This is a genomic window from Streptomyces sp. S07_1.15 (genome assembly GCF_020739505.1).
In the GTDB taxonomy this organism is placed as follows: Bacteria; Actinomycetota; Actinomycetes; order Streptomycetales; family Streptomycetaceae; genus Streptomyces; species Streptomyces xinghaiensis.
Genome location: NZ_JAJBZK010000001.1, coordinates 444,135 through 461,064 on the forward strand (window position 1 = coordinate 444,135; position 16,930 = coordinate 461,064).

Here is a 16,930-nt window from a genome sequence, read left to right on the forward strand (position 1 = left end):
ATGGGCCGGTGACCTGCGCGTTCCTACGGTGTGGCGACACGATCGTCCCCGAACCGCCCCCGGAAGTGGTGACCCATGGCTGCTACGGCACCCGCCCCACCGAACTCCAGCTCGCTCAAGCGCGTCGTCGCCGCGAGTCTCATCGGCACCACCATCGAGTGGTACGACTTCTTCCTCTACGGTGCCGCCGCGGCGCTCGTCTTCAACCAGCTGTTCTTTCCCGGCTCCGACCCGCTCGTCGGTACCCTGCTGGCCTTCGTCACCTACGCCGTGGGCTTCGCCGCCCGCCCCGTCGGCGCCCTGGTGTTCGGCCACTACGGCGACAAGCTGGGCCGCAAGAAGCTGCTGGTGCTCAGCCTGCTGCTGATGGGCGGCTCGACCTTCGCCATCGGCCTGCTGCCCACCCACGCCACCATCGGCACGGCCGCCCCGCTGCTGCTGACCGTGCTGCGGCTGGTGCAGGGCTTCGCACTGGGCGGCGAGTGGGGCGGTGCCGTCCTGCTGGTATCCGAGCACGGTGACGCCGAGCGGCGCGGCTTCTGGGCCTCCTGGCCGCAGACGGGAGCACCCGCCGGACAGCTGATCGCGACCGGTGTGCTGGCCCTGCTGACGGGCCTGCTGTCGGACGCCGCCTTCGTGTCCTGGGGCTGGCGCGTCCCGTTCCTGCTCTCCGGGGTGCTGGTCGGGATCGGGCTGTGGGTCCGGCTGGCCGTCGACGAGTCCCCCGTCTTCCAGCAGGCGCTGAAGCGGGCCGAGACCCGCAAGGCCACCGAGAAGCCGGCCGCCGAGAGCATGCCGCTGATCGCCGTGCTGCGCCATCACTGGCGGGACGTGCTGATCGCGATGGGCTCCCGGATGGCCGAGAACATCAGCTACTACGTCATCACAGCTTTCATCCTCGTCTACGCGACCTCCGAGGTGGAGCTGAGCAAGCAGACCGCGCTCAACGCCGTACTGATCGCCTCGGCCGTGCACTTCGCCACGATCCCCGTCTGGGGCGCCCTGTCGGACCGCTTCGGCCGCCGACCCGTCTATCTGCTGGGCGCCGCGGGTGTGGGGCTGTGGGCCTTCCCCTTCTTCGCGCTGATCGACACCGGGAGCTTCGGCAGCCTGCTGCTGGCGGTCACGGTGGGGCTGGTCTTCCACGGCGCCATGTACGCCCCGCAGGCGGCGTTCTTCGCCGAGATGTTCGCGACCCGGATGCGCTACTCCGGCGCCTCCATCGGCGCGCAGTTCTCGTCGGTGCTGGCGGGCGCCCCGGCGCCGCTGATCGCCACGGCCCTCCTCAACGACTACGGCAGCTCGACGCCCATCGCGCTCTACGTGATCGCCGCCGCGCTCATCACGCTGCTGGCGGTCTGGATCGCCAAGGAGACCCGCCACCGCGACCTGGCGGAGCTCGACCCGGAGGACGACGCCCCAGCGGAGCCGGCGGGTGCCGCCGCGGCGTCCGGGGCGACGGCCCGCACGGTCTGACCGGCGGCGCACCGCGCTGGACCGCAGGAGACGGCGCCTCCGCGCCCCTGGGACAGGGGGTGCGGAGGCGCTCTGCCGTCCCGGCGCTCCGGGGTCCGCGCCGCGTCGTGCCGGCTCCCGGCCCGTCACCCCCCTTTTCCCCGCCCGGTTGTCCTCGGCGGCGCCGCGCGGGCCGGCCGCCGACGCGTCCCGCCACCCCGGCCGGGGCCGGGTGTCACCGCGGTGTCAGCCGTCGATCGCCCCGGCCAGCCGGTGCAGGCGCAGGGCGAGCTGCACCTCCAGTGCGCCGGACGGGGAGTGCCAGCCGGCGCCCAGGAGCCGTCCGACGCGCTCCAGCCGCTGCGCGACGGTGTTCACGTGGACGTGCAGCTCGTCCTTGGTGCGGGCCGGGCTCATGCCGCAGGCGAAGTACGCCTCCATGGTGCGCACCAGTTCGGTGCCACGCCGCGCGTCGTAGTCGGTGACCGGTCCGATGGTGCGGCGGACGAAGGACGCGACGTCCCGGGAGTCGGCCAGCAGCAGCCCGAGGAACCCGAAGTCCTCGGCGGTCGCGCCCTGACCGGCCCGCCCCAGCAGGAGCAGCGCCTCCAGGCAGCGCCGGGCCTCGGCGTACGCGGTGGCGACAGCGCCCGGACGCGCCACGGGCGCCGGTACGGGCGCGGACGCGCCGACGGTGACGGTGCCCCGGACGGCGGTGCCGAGCTGCTTGGCGGCCTGCCGGGCGGTCTCGGCGGCGCTCTCCTCCGGTCCGGCCGGGAGCAGCAGCACCGCGCCGCCGTCGCGGGCGGCGGCCAGGCCGTGCCGGGTCGCCGCGAGGTGCGAGGCCGCCGACCAGAGGCGCTGCCGGTCGGCGGTCTGCCATGCCGCCGCGCCGCCGCCGGCTGCCCCGCCGGCCCCGTCGCCCGCTGCCCCGCCGGCCCCTTCGCCGGGCCCGCCGTCGCTCTCGACACGGGCCGCGAGCACGACATGCGGTGCGTCGAGGTCGGCCGTCAGCCGGGCCGCGCGCTCGCGCAGCAGGCTCGGATCACGGTCCGGGGCGTCCAGCAGGTCGTCCAGGAGTTCGCCCCGTACCCGCTGCTCGGCCTCGCCCGCCGAGCGGCGCGCGATCAGCAGCAGCGAGGTGACCATGGCGGCGCGCTCCAGGGTGCGCTGGTCGACGGGGTCGAGCTCCGGGTGCCCGTGCAGCACGAGGGCGCCGAAGAGCTCCCCGCCCGCGGAGACGGCGGCCACCCAGTCGTCGCCGTGCCGCACCGCGCGCCCCGCGGCGCGGGAACGCTCCACGACCGGGTCCGGCGAGGCGCCGGCCTCGGTGAACTCCACGGCCCCGGACAGCACTTCGGCCACCGCGTCCGCGACGTCGCGCACCCCGCCGCCCCGGAGCACCAGCTCGGTCAGCCGGTCGTGGACCTCCGAGGCGCGCTCGATGACGGCGCTGCGGTCGCCGATGACGCCGTGGGCGGTCTCCAGCTCGGCGAGCGCGGACCGCGTCTCGGACAGCAGGTTCGCGGAGTCGATGGCGACGGCGGCGTGCGCGGCGAAGGAGGCGAGCAGGGCGATCTGCTGGCGTTCGAAGACCCGGGCCCGCCGGTCCGCGGCGAACAGCACCCCGATCACGCTGCTGCCGGTCATCAGCGGGACGCCGAGGATCGCGACCAGGCCCTCGTCGCGCACCCCCGAGTCGATCGTCCGGGTGTGCTCGAAGCGGGGGTCGTCGAAGTAGCTGTCGGTGACGTACGGGCGCGCGGTCTGCGCGACGAGCCCGCCCAGCCCCTCCCCCATGCCGAGCCGGAGCTGCTGGAAGCGGGCGGACACCGAACCGTCGGTGACCCGCATATAGGTGTCGCCGGCCTCCGGGTCGTTGAGCGTCATGTAGGCGCACTCGGTGCCCAGCAGCGACCGGGCGCGCTGCACGATGGCCTGCAGCACGGCGTCCAGGTCGCGGAGCCCGGCGAGGTCGTGCGCGGTCTCGAAGAGGGCCGACAGCTCCGCCTCGCGCCGCCGGCGCCCCTCCAGTTCGGTCCGCACCCGCAGGGCAAGCAGCTTGCCGCGCTCCAGGGCGGCCAGTTCCTCCGGTCCGGCGCCGTCCGCGCGGGCGCGCTGCAGCGGCTGCTCGTACTCCTCGACGGGCGCGCCGCGGGACAGCAGCTCCAGATAGGGGGCTTCGGCGGCCCCGGCGGGACGGGGCTGGGATCCGGGCATGGACCCAGGGATACCCGGGGCGGGTCCCCGCGCGCCAGCCCGGTGCGGCGCCGGCCCCCGGGCCGGAGCGGCCGGGGAGGGGGGAGGGACAGGGCGTGGCCGGCGGCACGGCGGCTCGCCGTCTCCGCCGCCGCCCGGCCCGGTGGGGGTCAGTGCGCGGTCCATCCGCCGTCGAGGGGAAGGGACGCGCCGGTGATGAAGGATGCCTGCGGGCTGCACAGATAGGCCACGGCCTCGGCGACCTCCGCCGGCTCGACCAGCCGCTTGAGGGCCGAGTCGGCGAGCAGGATGTCGCTGACGACGCGCTCGGCGGGGATCCCGTGGGCGGCGGCCTGGTCGGCGATCTGCCGCTCGACGAGCGGGGTGCGGACGTAGCCGGGGTTGACGCAGTTGGACGTCACGCCGTGCGCGGCGCCTTCGAGCGCGGCCACCTTGGAGAGCCCTTCGAGGCCGTGCTTGGCGGCCACGTACGCCGATTTGAAGCGGGACGCGCGCAGGCCGTGCACCGAGGAGACGTTGACGATCCGGCCCCACCCCTGCCCGTACATGTGCGGCAGTGCCCCGCGGATCAGGCGGAAGGGGGCCTCCAGCATCACCGTGAGGACGGTGGAGAACACCTCGGGCGGGAACTCCTCGATGGGGCGGACCAGTTGCAGCCCGGCGTTGTTGACCAGCACATCGGTGCCGGCGGCCGCGCGTTCCGCCGCGTCGAGATCGGTGAGGTCGAGGACCCGCGGCTCCACGGTGCCGGGCAGTCCTCCGGCCCGGGCCCCGAGCTCCTCCAGGCCGGCGGCGTCCCGGTCCACGGCTCTGACCCCGGCCCCGGCCGCCGCGAGCCGCAGGGCGCACGCGCGGCCGATGCCGCCGGCCGCGCCGGTGACGAGGGCGGTGCGGCCGGTGAGGTCGATGTCGACGGAGAGCCGCGCGGGGGCGGTCGCGGGGGCGGGGACGGCGGCGAGGTCCGCCGCGGGGGGCACGGTCATGCCCGGCACCTTAGGCAGGACGGGCCGCGCGCACCGATGTGGTCCGGACCCACACTTCAGACGCCGGTCATGGGGTCGAACCACGCCGGGCCGTCGCCGAGGGCCTGCTTGATCCGGCTCACCGCGAAGTCCTCCAGGTCCGGCAGGCCGTCCACCGGGAACCAGCCCACCTCCAGCGACTCGTCGTCGTTGACGCGGGCCTCGCCGCCCGTGGCGCGGCAGCGGAAGGAGACGTCCACGAACTGGCACAGGTCACCGTTCGGGTAGCGCACCGGTTCGAGCGTCTGCACCAGCACCAGCCGCTCCGGCACGCACCGCACCGCGGTCTCCTCGTACACCTCGCGCACCGCCGTCCGCGCGGGCTGCTCCCCCGGCTCGATGATCCCGCCGATGATGGACCAGCGCCCGGTGTCGGCGCGGCGGACGAGCAGCACGCGCCGGGCGTCGTCGAACACGATGGCGCTGACGCCGGGGAGGAAGAGCAGCTGCTGTCCGGCCGTGGCCCGCAGGGCGCGGATGAAGTCGGGTGTGGGCATGGGGCGAGCCTAAGGGGCGTCCCGGCCCCGGGCTTTGCCGGTGGCACATGTCCGGACGCCGTTCCCGCCGGACACCTCCACACCCGGCCACCGCAGCCGTTACGGTGTGGCGCACCTTAAGCCCGCGCGCGGCCCCGTGCCGTGAACGGTGCCCGTTCGAGCTGGGGGGTCGACGGGATGGTTCCGTCCACGGGACGTCTCACGGAGGAGCCGCGCGGCAGCGCCTCGGACACCGCCGGTGTGGTGGTGTTCGGCTGCTGCGCCGCCTGGGCGCTCATCACCTCCGCCGGGCGCGACGCGCGCCCCGAGGGGATGCTGCTCGCGCTGCTGGCGGTCGCCGCCGGATTTGCGTTCGGCCGGATCGGCGGCGCGCTGCTGCCGGTCGCCGTGCCCGCGGCGGCGGCGCTCGCCGGCGCCTTCGCGGCCCTCGCGGCGCCGGAGAGCCTGCCGGGCGCGGTCGTCATGGTGCCCCCCGGCCACGGCGGGGCGGAGGCGGCCCAGTTGGCGCTCGCCGCCGGCAGCGCCTGCTGTGCGGCCTGGGCCGCGCGCCGCACGGCGACCCGGACGGTCCTGCGGCTCGCGGTGGCGGGAACCGCCGTGGCGGCGCTGCTGCTGGGCTCGCCGGTGGGCTGCGCGGTGATCGTGGTCGTCCTGCTGTGCTCGGCGGCCGTCGCCCCGGCGCGGCGCCGGGCGCCCGTGCTCGCTGGCTGCGCGCTGGCGGCGGCCCTGGTGGTCGGCGGCACGCTGGCGACGGCCGGGGGCGCGCTGCCGGAAGGGCTGTCGGCCGCCGTGGAGGGGCGGCTGACGGAGCACCGGGTGCTGCTCTGGCGGGACGCCCTCGGGCTGGCGGCCGAGCGGCCCGTGCTCGGCGTCGGACCGGACGGTTTCGGCGCCCTGAGCGAGACCGTGCGGAACACCCCGGGATCGGACGGCAAACCGCACTCGGCACCGCTGCAACTGGCCTCGGAACAGGGCCTCCCGGGGGTGGCGCTGCTGGGGGCCGCATTCTGCTGGACGCTGGTGGCCCTGGGACGCTCGCCGCGCTCCACCCCGGTCGTCCTGACCGCCGGCGCCTCGCTGACGGTCCTGGCCGCACTGGCGGGTGTCGGCAACGCGCTGAGCTTCCCGCAGGTGACGGTCGCGGCCGGGCTCCTCGCGGGCGTGGCCACCTCCCGCCCGCTGACGTACGGGACGGTCCCGGGGCCCGCCGCGGCGGCGGCCCCCGACGGTGCCCTGCCGGCGGTCCACCGGGAGGGCGACGGGAGGCCCGCGGAGGGTGCTCCCGGGAGCTGAGGTCAGCCGCGGGCGGGGCTCACCGCGCCCAGGAGCCGGCCCTCGGCGTAGGCCGGCGCGGCCACCGGCAGGCCGGTCTCCCGGCCGTTCTGCAGCACCACGAGCCCGTCCCCCGGAGTGGCTTCGAGCCGGGGCCCGGCGCCGATGCGGCGCAGCGCCTGCGCGGCCACGGCACCGGCCGAGCCGTACAGGGTGACCGGCGGCCCGCCCGGTCGCCGGACGGCGGCCAGGATGCGCTCGGCGACCAGTTCGTAATGGGTGCAGCCCAGTACGACGGCCCGGACATCGGGCGGGGTGAGCGCCGCGGCGGCGGCGAGGGCCGCGTCGATCTCCGTCTCGTCGGCGCGCTCCACGGCGTCCGCGAGCCCGGGGCAGGGCACCTCCGTGACGGGCACGCCGTCCGCGAAGTCCCGGATCAGGCGCCGCTGGTACGGGCTGCCGGTGGTGGCGGGGGTGGCCCAGATGGCCACCGGGCCGCCGGCCGCCGCGGCGGGCTTGATCGCCGGTACGGTGCCGACCACCGGCAGGGCGGGCTCCAGTTCGGCGCGGAGGGCGGGCAGCGCGTGCACGGAGGCGGTGTTGCAGGCGACGATCAGCGCGTCCGGCCGGTGCGCGGCCGCCGCTCTCGCGCAGGCCAGGGCGCGGTCGGTGACGTCCTCGGGGGTGCGCGGGCCCCACGGCATGCCGGCGGGGTCGGAGGAGAGCACCAGGGCCGCGTCGGGCCGCAGTGCGCGCACCGCGGCCGCGGCCGCCAGCAGGCCCAGGCCGGAGTCCAAGAGCGCGATCTTCACCGGGCAACCTTATGCGATGGGCGCCGCGCCCCCGCAAGGGAGGCCGGTGACCGCTCCGGGCACTCGGATGACCGGCACCGAAACGCGGAGCGGGTCACCGCCGCGACTCTCCGCGTCCGGCAGACTTCCCGGAGTGACCATCCTTACCTCGATCGCCGTTCTGTCCCTGGCCGCCTGGGGGTGGCTCCTGCTGGGCCGCGGGTTCTTCTGGCGGACCGACGTCCGGCTGCCGGAGCGCAGGGAGCCCGCCCGGTGGCCGCCGGTGGCCGTGGTCGTACCGGCCCGGAACGAGGCCGCCGTGCTGCGGGACAGCCTCACCTCCCTGCTCGCCCAGGACTACCCCGGGCACGCCGAGATCGTCCTGGTGGACGACGGCAGCACCGACGGCACCGGGGACGTCGCCCGGGCGCTGGCCGCCCGTCCGCCGCTCTCCGTGCGCCGGGGCGGGCTGCCGCTGACCGTCGTCTCCCCCGGTGAGCCGGAGCCGGGCTGGACGGGGAAGATGTGGGCGGTGCGGCACGGGGTGGCCACGGCCCGGTCCCTGATGCCGGACCTGGAGTACCTGCTGCTGACCGACGCGGACATCACCCACCACCGCGACAGCCTGCGCGACCTGGTGAGTGCCGCGAGCCACTCGGGGCTCGACCTGCTCTCCCTCATGGCGCGGCTGCGGACGGTGACCCCCTGGGAGCGGCTGACCGTCCCGGCCTTCGTCCTCTTCTTCGCGCAGCTCTACCCCTTCCGCCGGGTCAACCGGCCGGACTCCCGCACGGCCGCGGCCGCCGGCGGCTGCATGCTGCTCCGCGACGAGGCCGCCCAGCGGGCCGGCTATCCGGAGTCGGTGCACGACGCGGTCATCGACGACGTCGCCGTGGCGCGGGCCGTGCGGGACGGCGGCGGGCGCATCTGGCTGGGGCTGGCCGACCGGGTGCGCAGCGTGCGGGCGTACCCGCGGCTGCGGGACATCCGGGAGATGGTGGCCCGCTGCGCGTACACGCAGCTCCGGCACAGTCCGGTGCTGCTGATGCTGGCGGTGCTCGGTCTGCTGCTCGTCTACGCGGTGCCGCCGGCCGCTCTGCTGGCGGGCCTGGCGGCCGGGGCCCCGGGGGCGGCGGTGGCGGGCGGACTGGCGTGGGCGGTGATGGCGGGGACGTATCTGCCCGTGCTGCGCTACTACGGGCTGCCGCCGAAGATGTCGCTGCTGCTGCCGTTCACGGCGGTGCTCTATCTGGCGATGACGGTGGAGTCGGCGGTACGGCACGCGCGGGGCCGGGGGGCGGCGTGGAAGGGGCGGGTGTACACGGCGCGGCCCGGCACCGCCGAGGAGGGTGCCGGGCCGTGAGGAGCGGGGTGGCGGCCGGAGCCGGGCAGGGGCTGCCGGTCCGTCACTTCCGGCCGGGGGTCCAGTTCATGCCCCAGCCGTACGCGTAGTCGACGGTGCGCTGGGGGCTGACGCCGCGCTCCGGCACCAGATAGCGGGCCTCCCGCCGCACCGTCAGGTCGCCGCCCTCGTTGGTGAGCAGGGCGAGGGCGGCGACGGTGGAGGGCACGGTGCACTCGTCGAGGGAGAAGTCGACGGGGGCGCCGTGCTGCGGCTGGAGGGTGACGGTGGCGTGGAGATCGGCGAAGCTGCGGGCGCCCTCGTAGATGGTGACGAAGATCAGGATGCGGCGGAAGTCGTGCTTGTGGTCGAGGTTGATGGTGAGGTTCTCGCCGGTGGCGACCGCGCCGGTGCGGTCGTCGCCGTCCAGGTGGATGAACGGCGGCCGGTGCAGTGAGCCGTAGGCGTTGCCGAGGGCCTGGACGACGCCCTTGCTGCCGTCCCGGAGTTCGAAGAGCGCGCACAGGTCGAGGTCGAGGTCGGCGTGCATGGCCATCGCCCGGCCCAGCTTGCTGCCCCAGCCCTTGAACTGCTTGCGCGTCTCCCAGTTGAGGTTGACGCGCAGGGCGCCCGAGGTGCCGCCCTGCTTGCTGAGCGAGACGGTGGGCGACGCCTTGGTCAGCGTCACCTTGGAGAGGCTGACGGGCGCGGCCGGAGGAGCCGGGGGCGCGGGAGCCGGCGCGGGCGCCGGGGTGTGCACCGGCGCGCTCGGCGGGGCGGCGGGGGCGGGCGCGGGCGGCGCCGGGGGCGGCACGGGCGGCGCGGCGGGAGCCGCGGCGGCGGGCCCGGGCTCGTCGACGGTGATCCCGTAGTCGGTGGCCAGCCCCTCCAGTCCGGAGTCGTATCCCTGCCCGACGGCGCGGAACTTCCAGGCGCCCTGGCGGCGGTAGAGCTCTCCGAGCACGAAGGCGGTCTCGACGGTGGCGTCCTCGCTGTCGAAGCGGGCGATCTCCGCACCGCTCGCCGCGTCCAGGACCCGGATGTGGAGCCCCGGCACCTGCCCGAAGGCGCCGCCGTCCGCGGAGGCGGCGAGGACGATGGTCTCGACGGCCGGCTCGGTCCGGGCGAGATCGACCTCCAGGGTGTCGGTCACCAGGTCGCCGGAGGGGCGCTTGCCGGTGTGCCGGACGGCTCCGGAGGCGTGCGCCGGCTGGTTGTAGAAGACGAAGTCCGCGTCGGAGCGGACCTTCCCGGACCCCTGGAGCAGCAGGGCGGAGGCGTCCGCGTCCGGCACGCCGGGGCCCGTGCGCCAGCCCAGTTCCACCCGCACCGCCGGTGCCGGAACCGGGACATTCGTGCCCTTGCGCATCGCCATACCGCTCCCCCTCGATCTCTCGGATCTCTTCGTTCTCTTCCGCCGGACCGCGTCCGCGGCACGACTTCGTCCGGGAACAACCTATGACCGGCCGCGGTGATGCGGTACCGCGACTCCCCCGGGGAGTCTTCCCGTCGTTCCCCCGTCACCGGTGCGGAACCAGGTCTTCATCCCTCACGGGGCGCCCGGTGGAGGTTTTCGTCCGGTTCCGTCCCCTTGCTGCTCGGCAGCCGCTCCGAACTCGCGAAACAACCCCCTTACTGCTCTCCCCAATAGGCACATCATGGGCTTAACTTATGCAGCATGACCTCCCCCCGCTCCACCTATGGCGGCGGTTACTACTCCGCGTCCGCCTTCCCCGACACCCCGATCTACGACAGCCTCGTCGCCGAGCGGGGTACCCCGCAGATCGCGCCGATCCGTGTGCCCGCGGCATACGACACCGGCAGCAATCTGCCCGCGCTGCCGTCGGCGCTCCCCGCGCTGCCGGCCGCCCCCTCCCAGCCCTCGCAGGGATACGGCTACGGCTACCCGGGACCGCAGCAGCAGGCGCCGCTCCAGCAGGCGCCCGCGCCGTACATCCCGCAGCAGGCCGGCGCTCCCCGCGGCTATCCCGGACCGCAGCAGTACCAGGGCGGTCAGGGCGGCGGCACGGGCTACGACGCGATGCGCCCGGCGACGCCCCGTCCGGCCGCCCCGCGCCCGGCGGCCCCGCGTCCGGCGCCCGGCCCGTACGAGGATCCGTACGGCCAGCAGCGCCCGTACTACCAGGGCCGCGGCTACTGACGGCACCGGCCGGGGCGCCCGGTTGACGGTCCGGACGCGGCACGGACCGGGTGGCACACTGCTCCCCATGGCGACCCTCTCCCTCCGCGCGCTGCACGTCCATCCCGTCAAGTCGCTCGCGGGTCACGCCCCCGACGAGGCGGTGGTCGAGCCGTGGGGGCTTGCCGGGGACCGCAGATGGCTGCTGACCGACGCGGACGGCACCGTGCTCACCCAGCGGAGCGTTCCGGGGCTGGCACGCCTCCGGGCGGTGCCCCTGCGGGACGGCGGTATCGAGGTCACCGCGCCCGGCCGGGAGCCGCTCCGCGTCGCGGTGCCGGGCCCCGGCCCGACCGTGCCCGTGAAGATCTTCCGGGACAAGGTCGAGGCGGTACCCGCCGGCCCGGCGGCCGACGCCTGGTTCGGTGCCCGCCTGGGGGCCGGGACCCGGCTGCTGTACCTGGACGATCCGGCGCACCGCCGCCCGGTCGACCCGGCGTACGGACGGCCCGGGGAAACGGTCAGCTTCGCCGACGGCTTTCCGCTGCTGCTCACCACCACCGCGTCCCTGCGGGCCCTGAACGGCTGGATCGCGGAGGGCGACCACGCGCACGAGGGACCGCTGCCGATGAACCGTTTCCGGCCGAATGCCGTCATCGGCGGCACCGAGCCGTGGGAGGAGGACGACTGGGCCGCGGTGCGGATCGGCGAGGTCGTGTTCCGGGTCGTCAAGAACTGCGCCCGTTGCGTGATCACGACCACCGACCAGCGGACCGCCGAGCGCGGCAGGGAGCCCTTGCGTACCCTCGCGCGGAAGCGGAACGCCGGCGGCCGGCTGCTGTTCGGCCAGAATCTGATCCCGGAGGGCACCGGTACGCTCCGGCTGGGCGATCCGGTGCGGGTGGTCGCCCGGCGCTCCGGGTGACCGCGGAGGCCGCCGCGCGGCCGGGGGCCGGATCCGGTTCCGCGCGCACTCCGGACCGGTCAACTCCCGTTCCCCGCGCACGCTACGGTGGGTCGCCGGAACACACAGCCGGTTCCGGCGAACAGACGCACGCACGAGGTGGGGGCACGGCAGCAGCATGGCACCACAGGGCACGGTCCAGGTGACGTACACCGGCACGTCGCGGTGGCGGCGCCGGACGGGCGAGTACGCCTCCCTCGCCGCGGCCCTGGAGGCCGCCGGGGACGGCGACGTGCTCTCCATAGCCCCCGGCACCTACCGGGAGAACCTCGTCGTCGAGCACGCGGTCACGCTCCGCGGCGTGGACGGCGGCCGCGGCTCGGTGCGGATCGCCCCGATCGACGGAGTGGCGCTGACCGTACGCGCCTCCGCCGCCGTGCACGACCTGCACCTGGAGGGGCAGGACTCGTCCGCCCCGGCGCTGCTCGTGGAGGACGGCACCGCCGAGATCACCGGCATCCGGGTCGCCACCCGCTCCGCCGCCGGCATCGAGGTCCGCGGCGGCGCCCGGCCCACCGTGCGACGCTGCACCGTCGACAACCCCGGCGGCACCGGCTTCAGCGTCCTCGGCGGCGCGGGCGGCATCTTCGAGGACTGCGAGGTGCTCGCGGCCGGGCAGTCCGGCGTCTCCGTGCACGACGGGGCGCACCCCCGGCTGGAGCGCTGCCGCGTCCACCACGCCTCCGGCTCGGGCATCTCCCTCACCGGCGAGGGCAGTTCCCTGGAGGCGTTCGGCTGCGAGGTGTACGAGATCAAGGGCGCGGGCCTGCGCATCGCCTCCCGGGCCACCGGCCACCTCACCGACTGCACGGTCCACCGCACCTCCGGCGACGGGGTCACCCTCGACACCGACGCCTCCCTCACCCTCTCCGACTGCGACATCCACGACATCCCGGAGAACGCGGTCGACCTGCGCTCGCGCTCCGTCCTCACCCTCACCCGCACCAAGGTGCGCCGCTTCGGCCGCAACGGGCTGTCCGTCTGGGACCCCGGCACCCGGGTCGACGCCCACCAGTGCGAGATCCACGACAGCACCGGCGACTACCCGGCGGTGTGGGTCAGCGACGGCGCCGCCGTGGTCCTGGAGTCCTGCCGGCTGCACGACGTGCCCGACGCCCTCTTCGTCCTCGACCGCGGCTCCCGGGCCGACGTGGTGGACAGCGACCTCTCCCAGGTGCGCAACACGGCCGTCTCGGTGAGCGACGGGGCCACCGTGCAGCTCGACGACTGCCGCATCCGGGAGGCCGCCACCGGCGCCTGGTTCCGCGACCACGGCACCGGCGGGGTCCTCTCCGGCTGCACCGTCGACTCCACCGCCACCGGCGTCATCGTCACCAAGGGCGCCGACCCCACCGTCGAGCGCACCACGGTCAACTCCCCCACGGAGGCGGGCTTCTACGTCTCCGCGGAGGGCCGCGGCACCTTCACCTCCTGCCGGGTCACCGGCAGCGGCGGCTACGGCTTCCACATCATCGACGGCTGCCGGACGGCGCTCACCCGCTGCCGCACCGAGCGGTGCGCCCGGGGCGGCTACGAGTTCGCCGAGGCGGGCCCGGTCAGCGAGGACTGCACCAGCGACGAGAGCGCGGCCCCGCCCGCCGCACCGACGACGGCGGCGACCGGCAGCGCACCGGTGGCCGGAACGGCGGACGTGTCCGCGGGCCTGCTGGGCCCGGTGCCCGAGCGGCGCACGGCCACCGTCCCGGCGGTCCCGGCCGCCGAGCCGGCGGCAACGGCGGCGGCCGCCCCGGACGCCCGGCCGGCGGACGAGGTGCTCGGCGAACTCGACACCCTGGTCGGCCTGGAGAGCGTCAAGCGGGAGGTGCGCGCCCTCACGGACATGATCGAGGTCGGCCGGCGGCGGCAGGAGGCGGGGCTCAAGGCCGCTTCCGTCCGGCGCCATCTGGTCTTCACCGGCTCCCCCGGCACCGGCAAGACGACCGTCGCCCGCCTCTACGGAGAGATCCTGCACTCCCTCGGGGTGCTGGAGCGCGGTCACCTCGTCGAGGTGTCCCGGGTGGACCTGGTCGGCGAGCACATCGGCTCCACGGCCATCCGCACCCAGGAGGCCTTCGAACGGGCACGCGGCGGCGTGCTGTTCATCGACGAGGCGTACGCGCTGTCCCCGGAGGACTCGGGGCGCGACTTCGGCCGCGAGGCCATCGACACCCTGGTGAAGCTGATGGAGGACCACCGGGATTCCGTCGTGGTCATCGTCGCCGGGTACACCGCCGAGATGGAGCGCTTCCTCACCGTCAACCCGGGCGTCGCCTCCCGCTTCTCGCGGACGATCACCTTCGGCGACTACGCGCCCGAGGAGCTGCTGCGGATCGTGGAGCAGCAGGCGGAGGAGCACGAGTACCGGATCGGCGAGGGCGCGGCCGAGGCCCTGCTCAAGTACTTCACCGTGCTGCCCAAGGGCCCCGCGTTCGGCAACGGGCGCACGGCACGGCAGACGTTCGAGGCGATGGTGGAGCGGCACGCGGGCCGGGTCGCCCAGCTGTCCGAGCCGACCACCGACGAGCTGACGCTGCTGTACCCGGAGGACCTGCCGGACCCCGGCTGAGCGGCGCCGGGGCGCCGCCGCCGGGCCCCGCTCAGCCGCCCGGCCCGCTCAGCCGCCAGGTGCCGCTCCGGCGGCGCGGGGCCTCGGCACGTCCGGGAGCCGGTCCAGCAGCGCCGCCCGTTCCTCGGCGAAGACGGGGTCGGCCTGGTATTCGAAGTGCCCCAGGATCGGCGCGGGAAGCGGGTGTTCGGGCGTGCGGCCGTAGGCGAGCGGGTCCTTGAGCGGGCCGCGGTCCACGTCGGGCCCCGGGGGGTCGTCGGCACAGGCGGGGCCGGGGAGGTTGACGGGTCCGCCGATGGGGTCCGTCTCCCGCCACAGATTGCGCCAGCAGTCGATCTCGTGGTGCAGGGCGTGCAGGGGCCCGGGCCCGAAGTAGGCGGGGAACCAGCGCCCGTAGAGCCGCTCCAGCGGTGAACCGTAGGTGAGGAGCGCGACCCGGCGGCGGGTGTGCGGGCTGAGCTGCCAGACCGCGGCGGCCGCCAGAACGCTGCCCTGGGAGTGGCCGGAGAGGACGATCCGGCCGCCGGTGGAACGGGTCCAGGTCTCCATCCGCCAGGTCAGGTCGGGGACGGCGCGCTCGGCGTAGCAGGGGGGCGCGAAGGGGTGCGCGGCGCGCGGCCAGAAGGTGCCGACGTCCCAGAGGATGCCGATGGTGCGGCGGACCGCGGCGTCGCGGTAGGCGCGGCGGCCGCCGGCGAGGAAGAGGAGGAAGCCCAGGCCCATCAGCCAGGAGCCGAGCGCCTGCGAGGTCTCGGCGATCGCCTCGACCACGCCGGGCGCGCCGTCGGCGGCACGGCCGGGCACCTCGCCGGTGCTCCACGCCCCGGCGACCGCCACCCCGCCCAGCAGCAGGGTGACCACGGCGGTGGCGCCGAGGAACCAGGGGGCGCAGTCGGTGAGCCGCGCGGTGGCGGTGACGCCGGCGATCCTGCGGGTGCGCGCCGTGTCCTCCGGCTCCCCGGGGTGGCTCGCGCGGACCGCCTCGATCTGCTCGCGCCGCACCCGCCAGGTCTGGCCCGCGAAGTAGGCGGCGATCACGACGAGGACGGCCAGCAGCGGGGGGATCACCGCCGCGTGCCAGGACAGCACGGTCGGCGGCCCGCTGATGTAGCCGTCGTTCATGCCGGGGGTGCCGGGCCCGTCGAGCCAGTCGGCGACCCGCTGGGCGACACCCCCGGACATCACACCGCCCAGCGCGCAGGCGAACACGGCGACGGCGGCTCCGCGGACGCCGTGCAGCGCCGAACGGCTGTCCGGGTCGGTGCGATGGAGCCGGTGGCCCACCCAGGCCGCGGCGAGCACCAGCGCTCCCTGGCCGAGGGCGATGACGCCGAAGGTCTCGTCCCCCGGCAGCAGGCCGCCGGACCGCCAGCCGGGCCGCGACCAGGCCGCGTGCACCGCGGCCAGCACCAGCAGCCCCAGCGCGGTGCCGGGCAGGAAGCGCACGACGGCGCGGTCCAGCCGGTCGTCCGGTACGGACTCCGTGCGCCCCCGGGAGCTCACCACCCAGACGACGAAGAGACCGGCGAGCACCAGCGACACCTCCAGGCACCAGCCGAAGAGGTCGAGCCAGTAGCCGCCGCCGGGCTTGCGGTCGTACCGGGTGGCGGCCGCGGAGAGCGCGGCGGCCACGGTCAGGAAGCCCGCGGCGGTGTGCGCGGCGCGCAGCCGGGCCACCAGACGGCGGCCGTACCAGAAGCCGGGCAGCCGCAGGGCGGGCTGGTGGGCGGCGCCCGGGTCGCCCTCGCGCAGGGGCTCGTGCACCGGCGGGGGCGCCGACTCGTAGGCGCTCCAGGTGTGGTGGGAGAGCCACCACAGCAGCCCGGTCAGCGCGGCGGGGATGAGCGCGGCCAGCGCCAGGCGGCGGCCGGGCTGGCTCCACCAGCCGCCGTGTCCGGGCGAGAGGAAGCCCAGCCAGGTGCGGCTCCGCGCGCATTCCGTGGAGCCGGCGCACTGCCAGGCCACCAGGTCGAGGGCGACCTCGCAGGCCGCGGCCGTCAGCAGAACGGTCAGGCTGAGGGCGACCAGGCGGATCAGCAGTCCGTACAGCCGGATCAGCGTCCTGCTGCCCGTGGCGGAAGGGCGCATCCAGTGCGCCAGGTTGACGACCATGAAGGGCAGTAACAGCAGCCACAGCGCGCGGGCGCCGTTGCCCGAGGTGAGGCCGCCCCAGCAGTACGCCTCCGGGACCGGCTCGCCGCCGTGGCGCCCGGGCCGCCGCTCCGCCCCGGCGTCGTCGGCCCGGCGGTGTATGCCCGCGGTGTTGTCGCCCGTGACGCGTACGGTGCGCGGGTCGTCCAGCACCTCCTGCGGTGTGGCGCCGCCCACGCCGTGCACGAGGAGTTCCAGGGCGAGTCCCCCCGTCCCGCCCTCCGCGTCCGCCGGTGCGCCGTCCCGGTCGTCCGGTCCGGCCGTGTCCGGGTGTGTGACCGCCATGGTGATCTCATCTCCCGATCCGTCCGCTGCGCGCACCAGGATCCCGTCCGGCGGCGGGAGTTCGCGGGCGGCGCGGCGGAGGTGAGGCCGGATCGTGACCGGACGCACACGCTCCGGCCACAGGCCGCGGGCGGTGCTCGGCACGGCGCCGGGCCGCCTGCCGTGGGAGGATGGCCGGCGCGACGGGGCGGCCGGCATCCGCCCGCTGACGAGGGACGGGGGCTG

General features: G+C 75.6%; 12 protein-coding genes. 6 read left to right on the forward strand and 6 right to left on the reverse strand.

All coding sequences use genetic code 11. The annotated features are described in order from the left end of the window. Window positions 1–75: 75 nt before the first annotated feature. The gene (locus LIX60_RS01995) at window positions 76–1,476 is read left to right on the forward strand and encodes an MFS transporter (RefSeq protein ID WP_227956914.1); all 1,401 of its coding nucleotides are present in this window, start codon (window positions 76–78) and stop codon (window positions 1,474–1,476) included. A 225-nt stretch (window positions 1,477–1,701) separates the two neighbouring features. Here the strand turns inward: LIX60_RS01995 and LIX60_RS02000 are convergent, their stop codons facing one another. The 3 genes from LIX60_RS02000 to LIX60_RS02010 form a co-directional block, all read right to left on the reverse strand. After that, window positions 1,702–3,675 (reverse strand): GAF domain-containing protein, encoded by a 1,974-nt coding sequence (locus LIX60_RS02000; RefSeq protein ID WP_227956915.1) that lies wholly within the window; start codon window positions 3,673–3,675, stop codon window positions 1,702–1,704. A 149-nt stretch (window positions 3,676–3,824) separates the two neighbouring features. Beyond that, on the reverse strand, window positions 3,825–4,658 hold the full coding sequence (locus LIX60_RS02005) for a 3-hydroxybutyrate dehydrogenase (RefSeq protein WP_227956916.1): 834 nt from the start codon (window positions 4,656–4,658) through the stop codon (window positions 3,825–3,827). 56 nt (window positions 4,659–4,714) lie between these two features. Beyond that, window positions 4,715–5,194, reverse strand: a complete 480-nt coding sequence (locus LIX60_RS02010; protein WP_227956917.1) for an NUDIX domain-containing protein — start codon at window positions 5,192–5,194, stop codon at window positions 4,715–4,717. Between the two features lie 177 nt (window positions 5,195–5,371). Between LIX60_RS02010 and LIX60_RS02015 the strand changes: the two genes are divergently transcribed. Continuing rightward, on the forward strand, window positions 5,372–6,487 hold the full coding sequence (locus LIX60_RS02015; RefSeq protein ID WP_227956918.1) for an O-antigen ligase: 1,116 nt from the start codon (window positions 5,372–5,374) through the stop codon (window positions 6,485–6,487). Window positions 6,488–6,489: 2 nt separating this feature from the next. On the opposite strand, the gene LIX60_RS02020 is transcribed toward LIX60_RS02015, so the two are convergent. After that, entirely contained in the window at window positions 6,490–7,278 is a 789-nt protein-coding gene (locus LIX60_RS02020; RefSeq protein ID WP_227956919.1) for a glutamate racemase, read from the reverse strand. Window positions 7,279–7,411: 133 nt separating this feature from the next. Here LIX60_RS02020 and LIX60_RS02025 point away from each other — a divergent pair, with 133 nt between their 5' ends. Next, on the forward strand, window positions 7,412–8,620 hold the full coding sequence (locus LIX60_RS02025) for a glycosyltransferase (protein ID WP_227956920.1): 1,209 nt from the start codon (window positions 7,412–7,414) through the stop codon (window positions 8,618–8,620). A gap of 43 nt (window positions 8,621–8,663) precedes the next feature. Here LIX60_RS02025 and LIX60_RS02030 read toward each other — a convergent pair whose 3' ends face one another. Then, window positions 8,664–9,968, reverse strand: a complete 1,305-nt coding sequence (locus tag LIX60_RS02030) for a TerD family protein (protein WP_227962576.1) — start codon at window positions 9,966–9,968, stop codon at window positions 8,664–8,666. 309 nt (window positions 9,969–10,277) lie between these two features. Between LIX60_RS02030 and LIX60_RS02035 the strand changes: the two genes are divergently transcribed. The 3 genes from LIX60_RS02035 to LIX60_RS02045 all read left to right on the forward strand — a co-directional run bounded on the left by LIX60_RS02035 (window position 10,278) and on the right by LIX60_RS02045 (window position 14,269). Next, window positions 10,278–10,760 carry a DUF6643 family protein gene (locus LIX60_RS02035; protein WP_125623486.1) on the forward strand — a complete coding sequence of 161 codons (483 nt, stop codon included), beginning with the start codon at window positions 10,278–10,280 and terminating at the stop codon, window positions 10,758–10,760. A 67-nt stretch (window positions 10,761–10,827) separates the two neighbouring features. Next, the gene (locus LIX60_RS02040; protein WP_227956921.1) at window positions 10,828–11,664 is read left to right on the forward strand and encodes an MOSC domain-containing protein; all 837 of its coding nucleotides are present in this window, start codon (window positions 10,828–10,830) and stop codon (window positions 11,662–11,664) included. Between the two features lie 157 nt (window positions 11,665–11,821). Next, window positions 11,822–14,269 (forward strand): right-handed parallel beta-helix repeat-containing protein, encoded by a 2,448-nt coding sequence (locus LIX60_RS02045; RefSeq protein ID WP_227956922.1) that lies wholly within the window; start codon window positions 11,822–11,824, stop codon window positions 14,267–14,269. Between the two features lie 48 nt (window positions 14,270–14,317). On the opposite strand, the gene LIX60_RS02050 is transcribed toward LIX60_RS02045, so the two are convergent. Beyond that, window positions 14,318–16,705 carry a hypothetical protein gene (locus LIX60_RS02050; RefSeq protein ID WP_227956923.1) on the reverse strand — a complete coding sequence of 796 codons (2,388 nt, stop codon included), beginning with the start codon at window positions 16,703–16,705 and terminating at the stop codon, window positions 14,318–14,320. Between the last annotated feature and the right edge of the window lie 225 nt (window positions 16,706–16,930).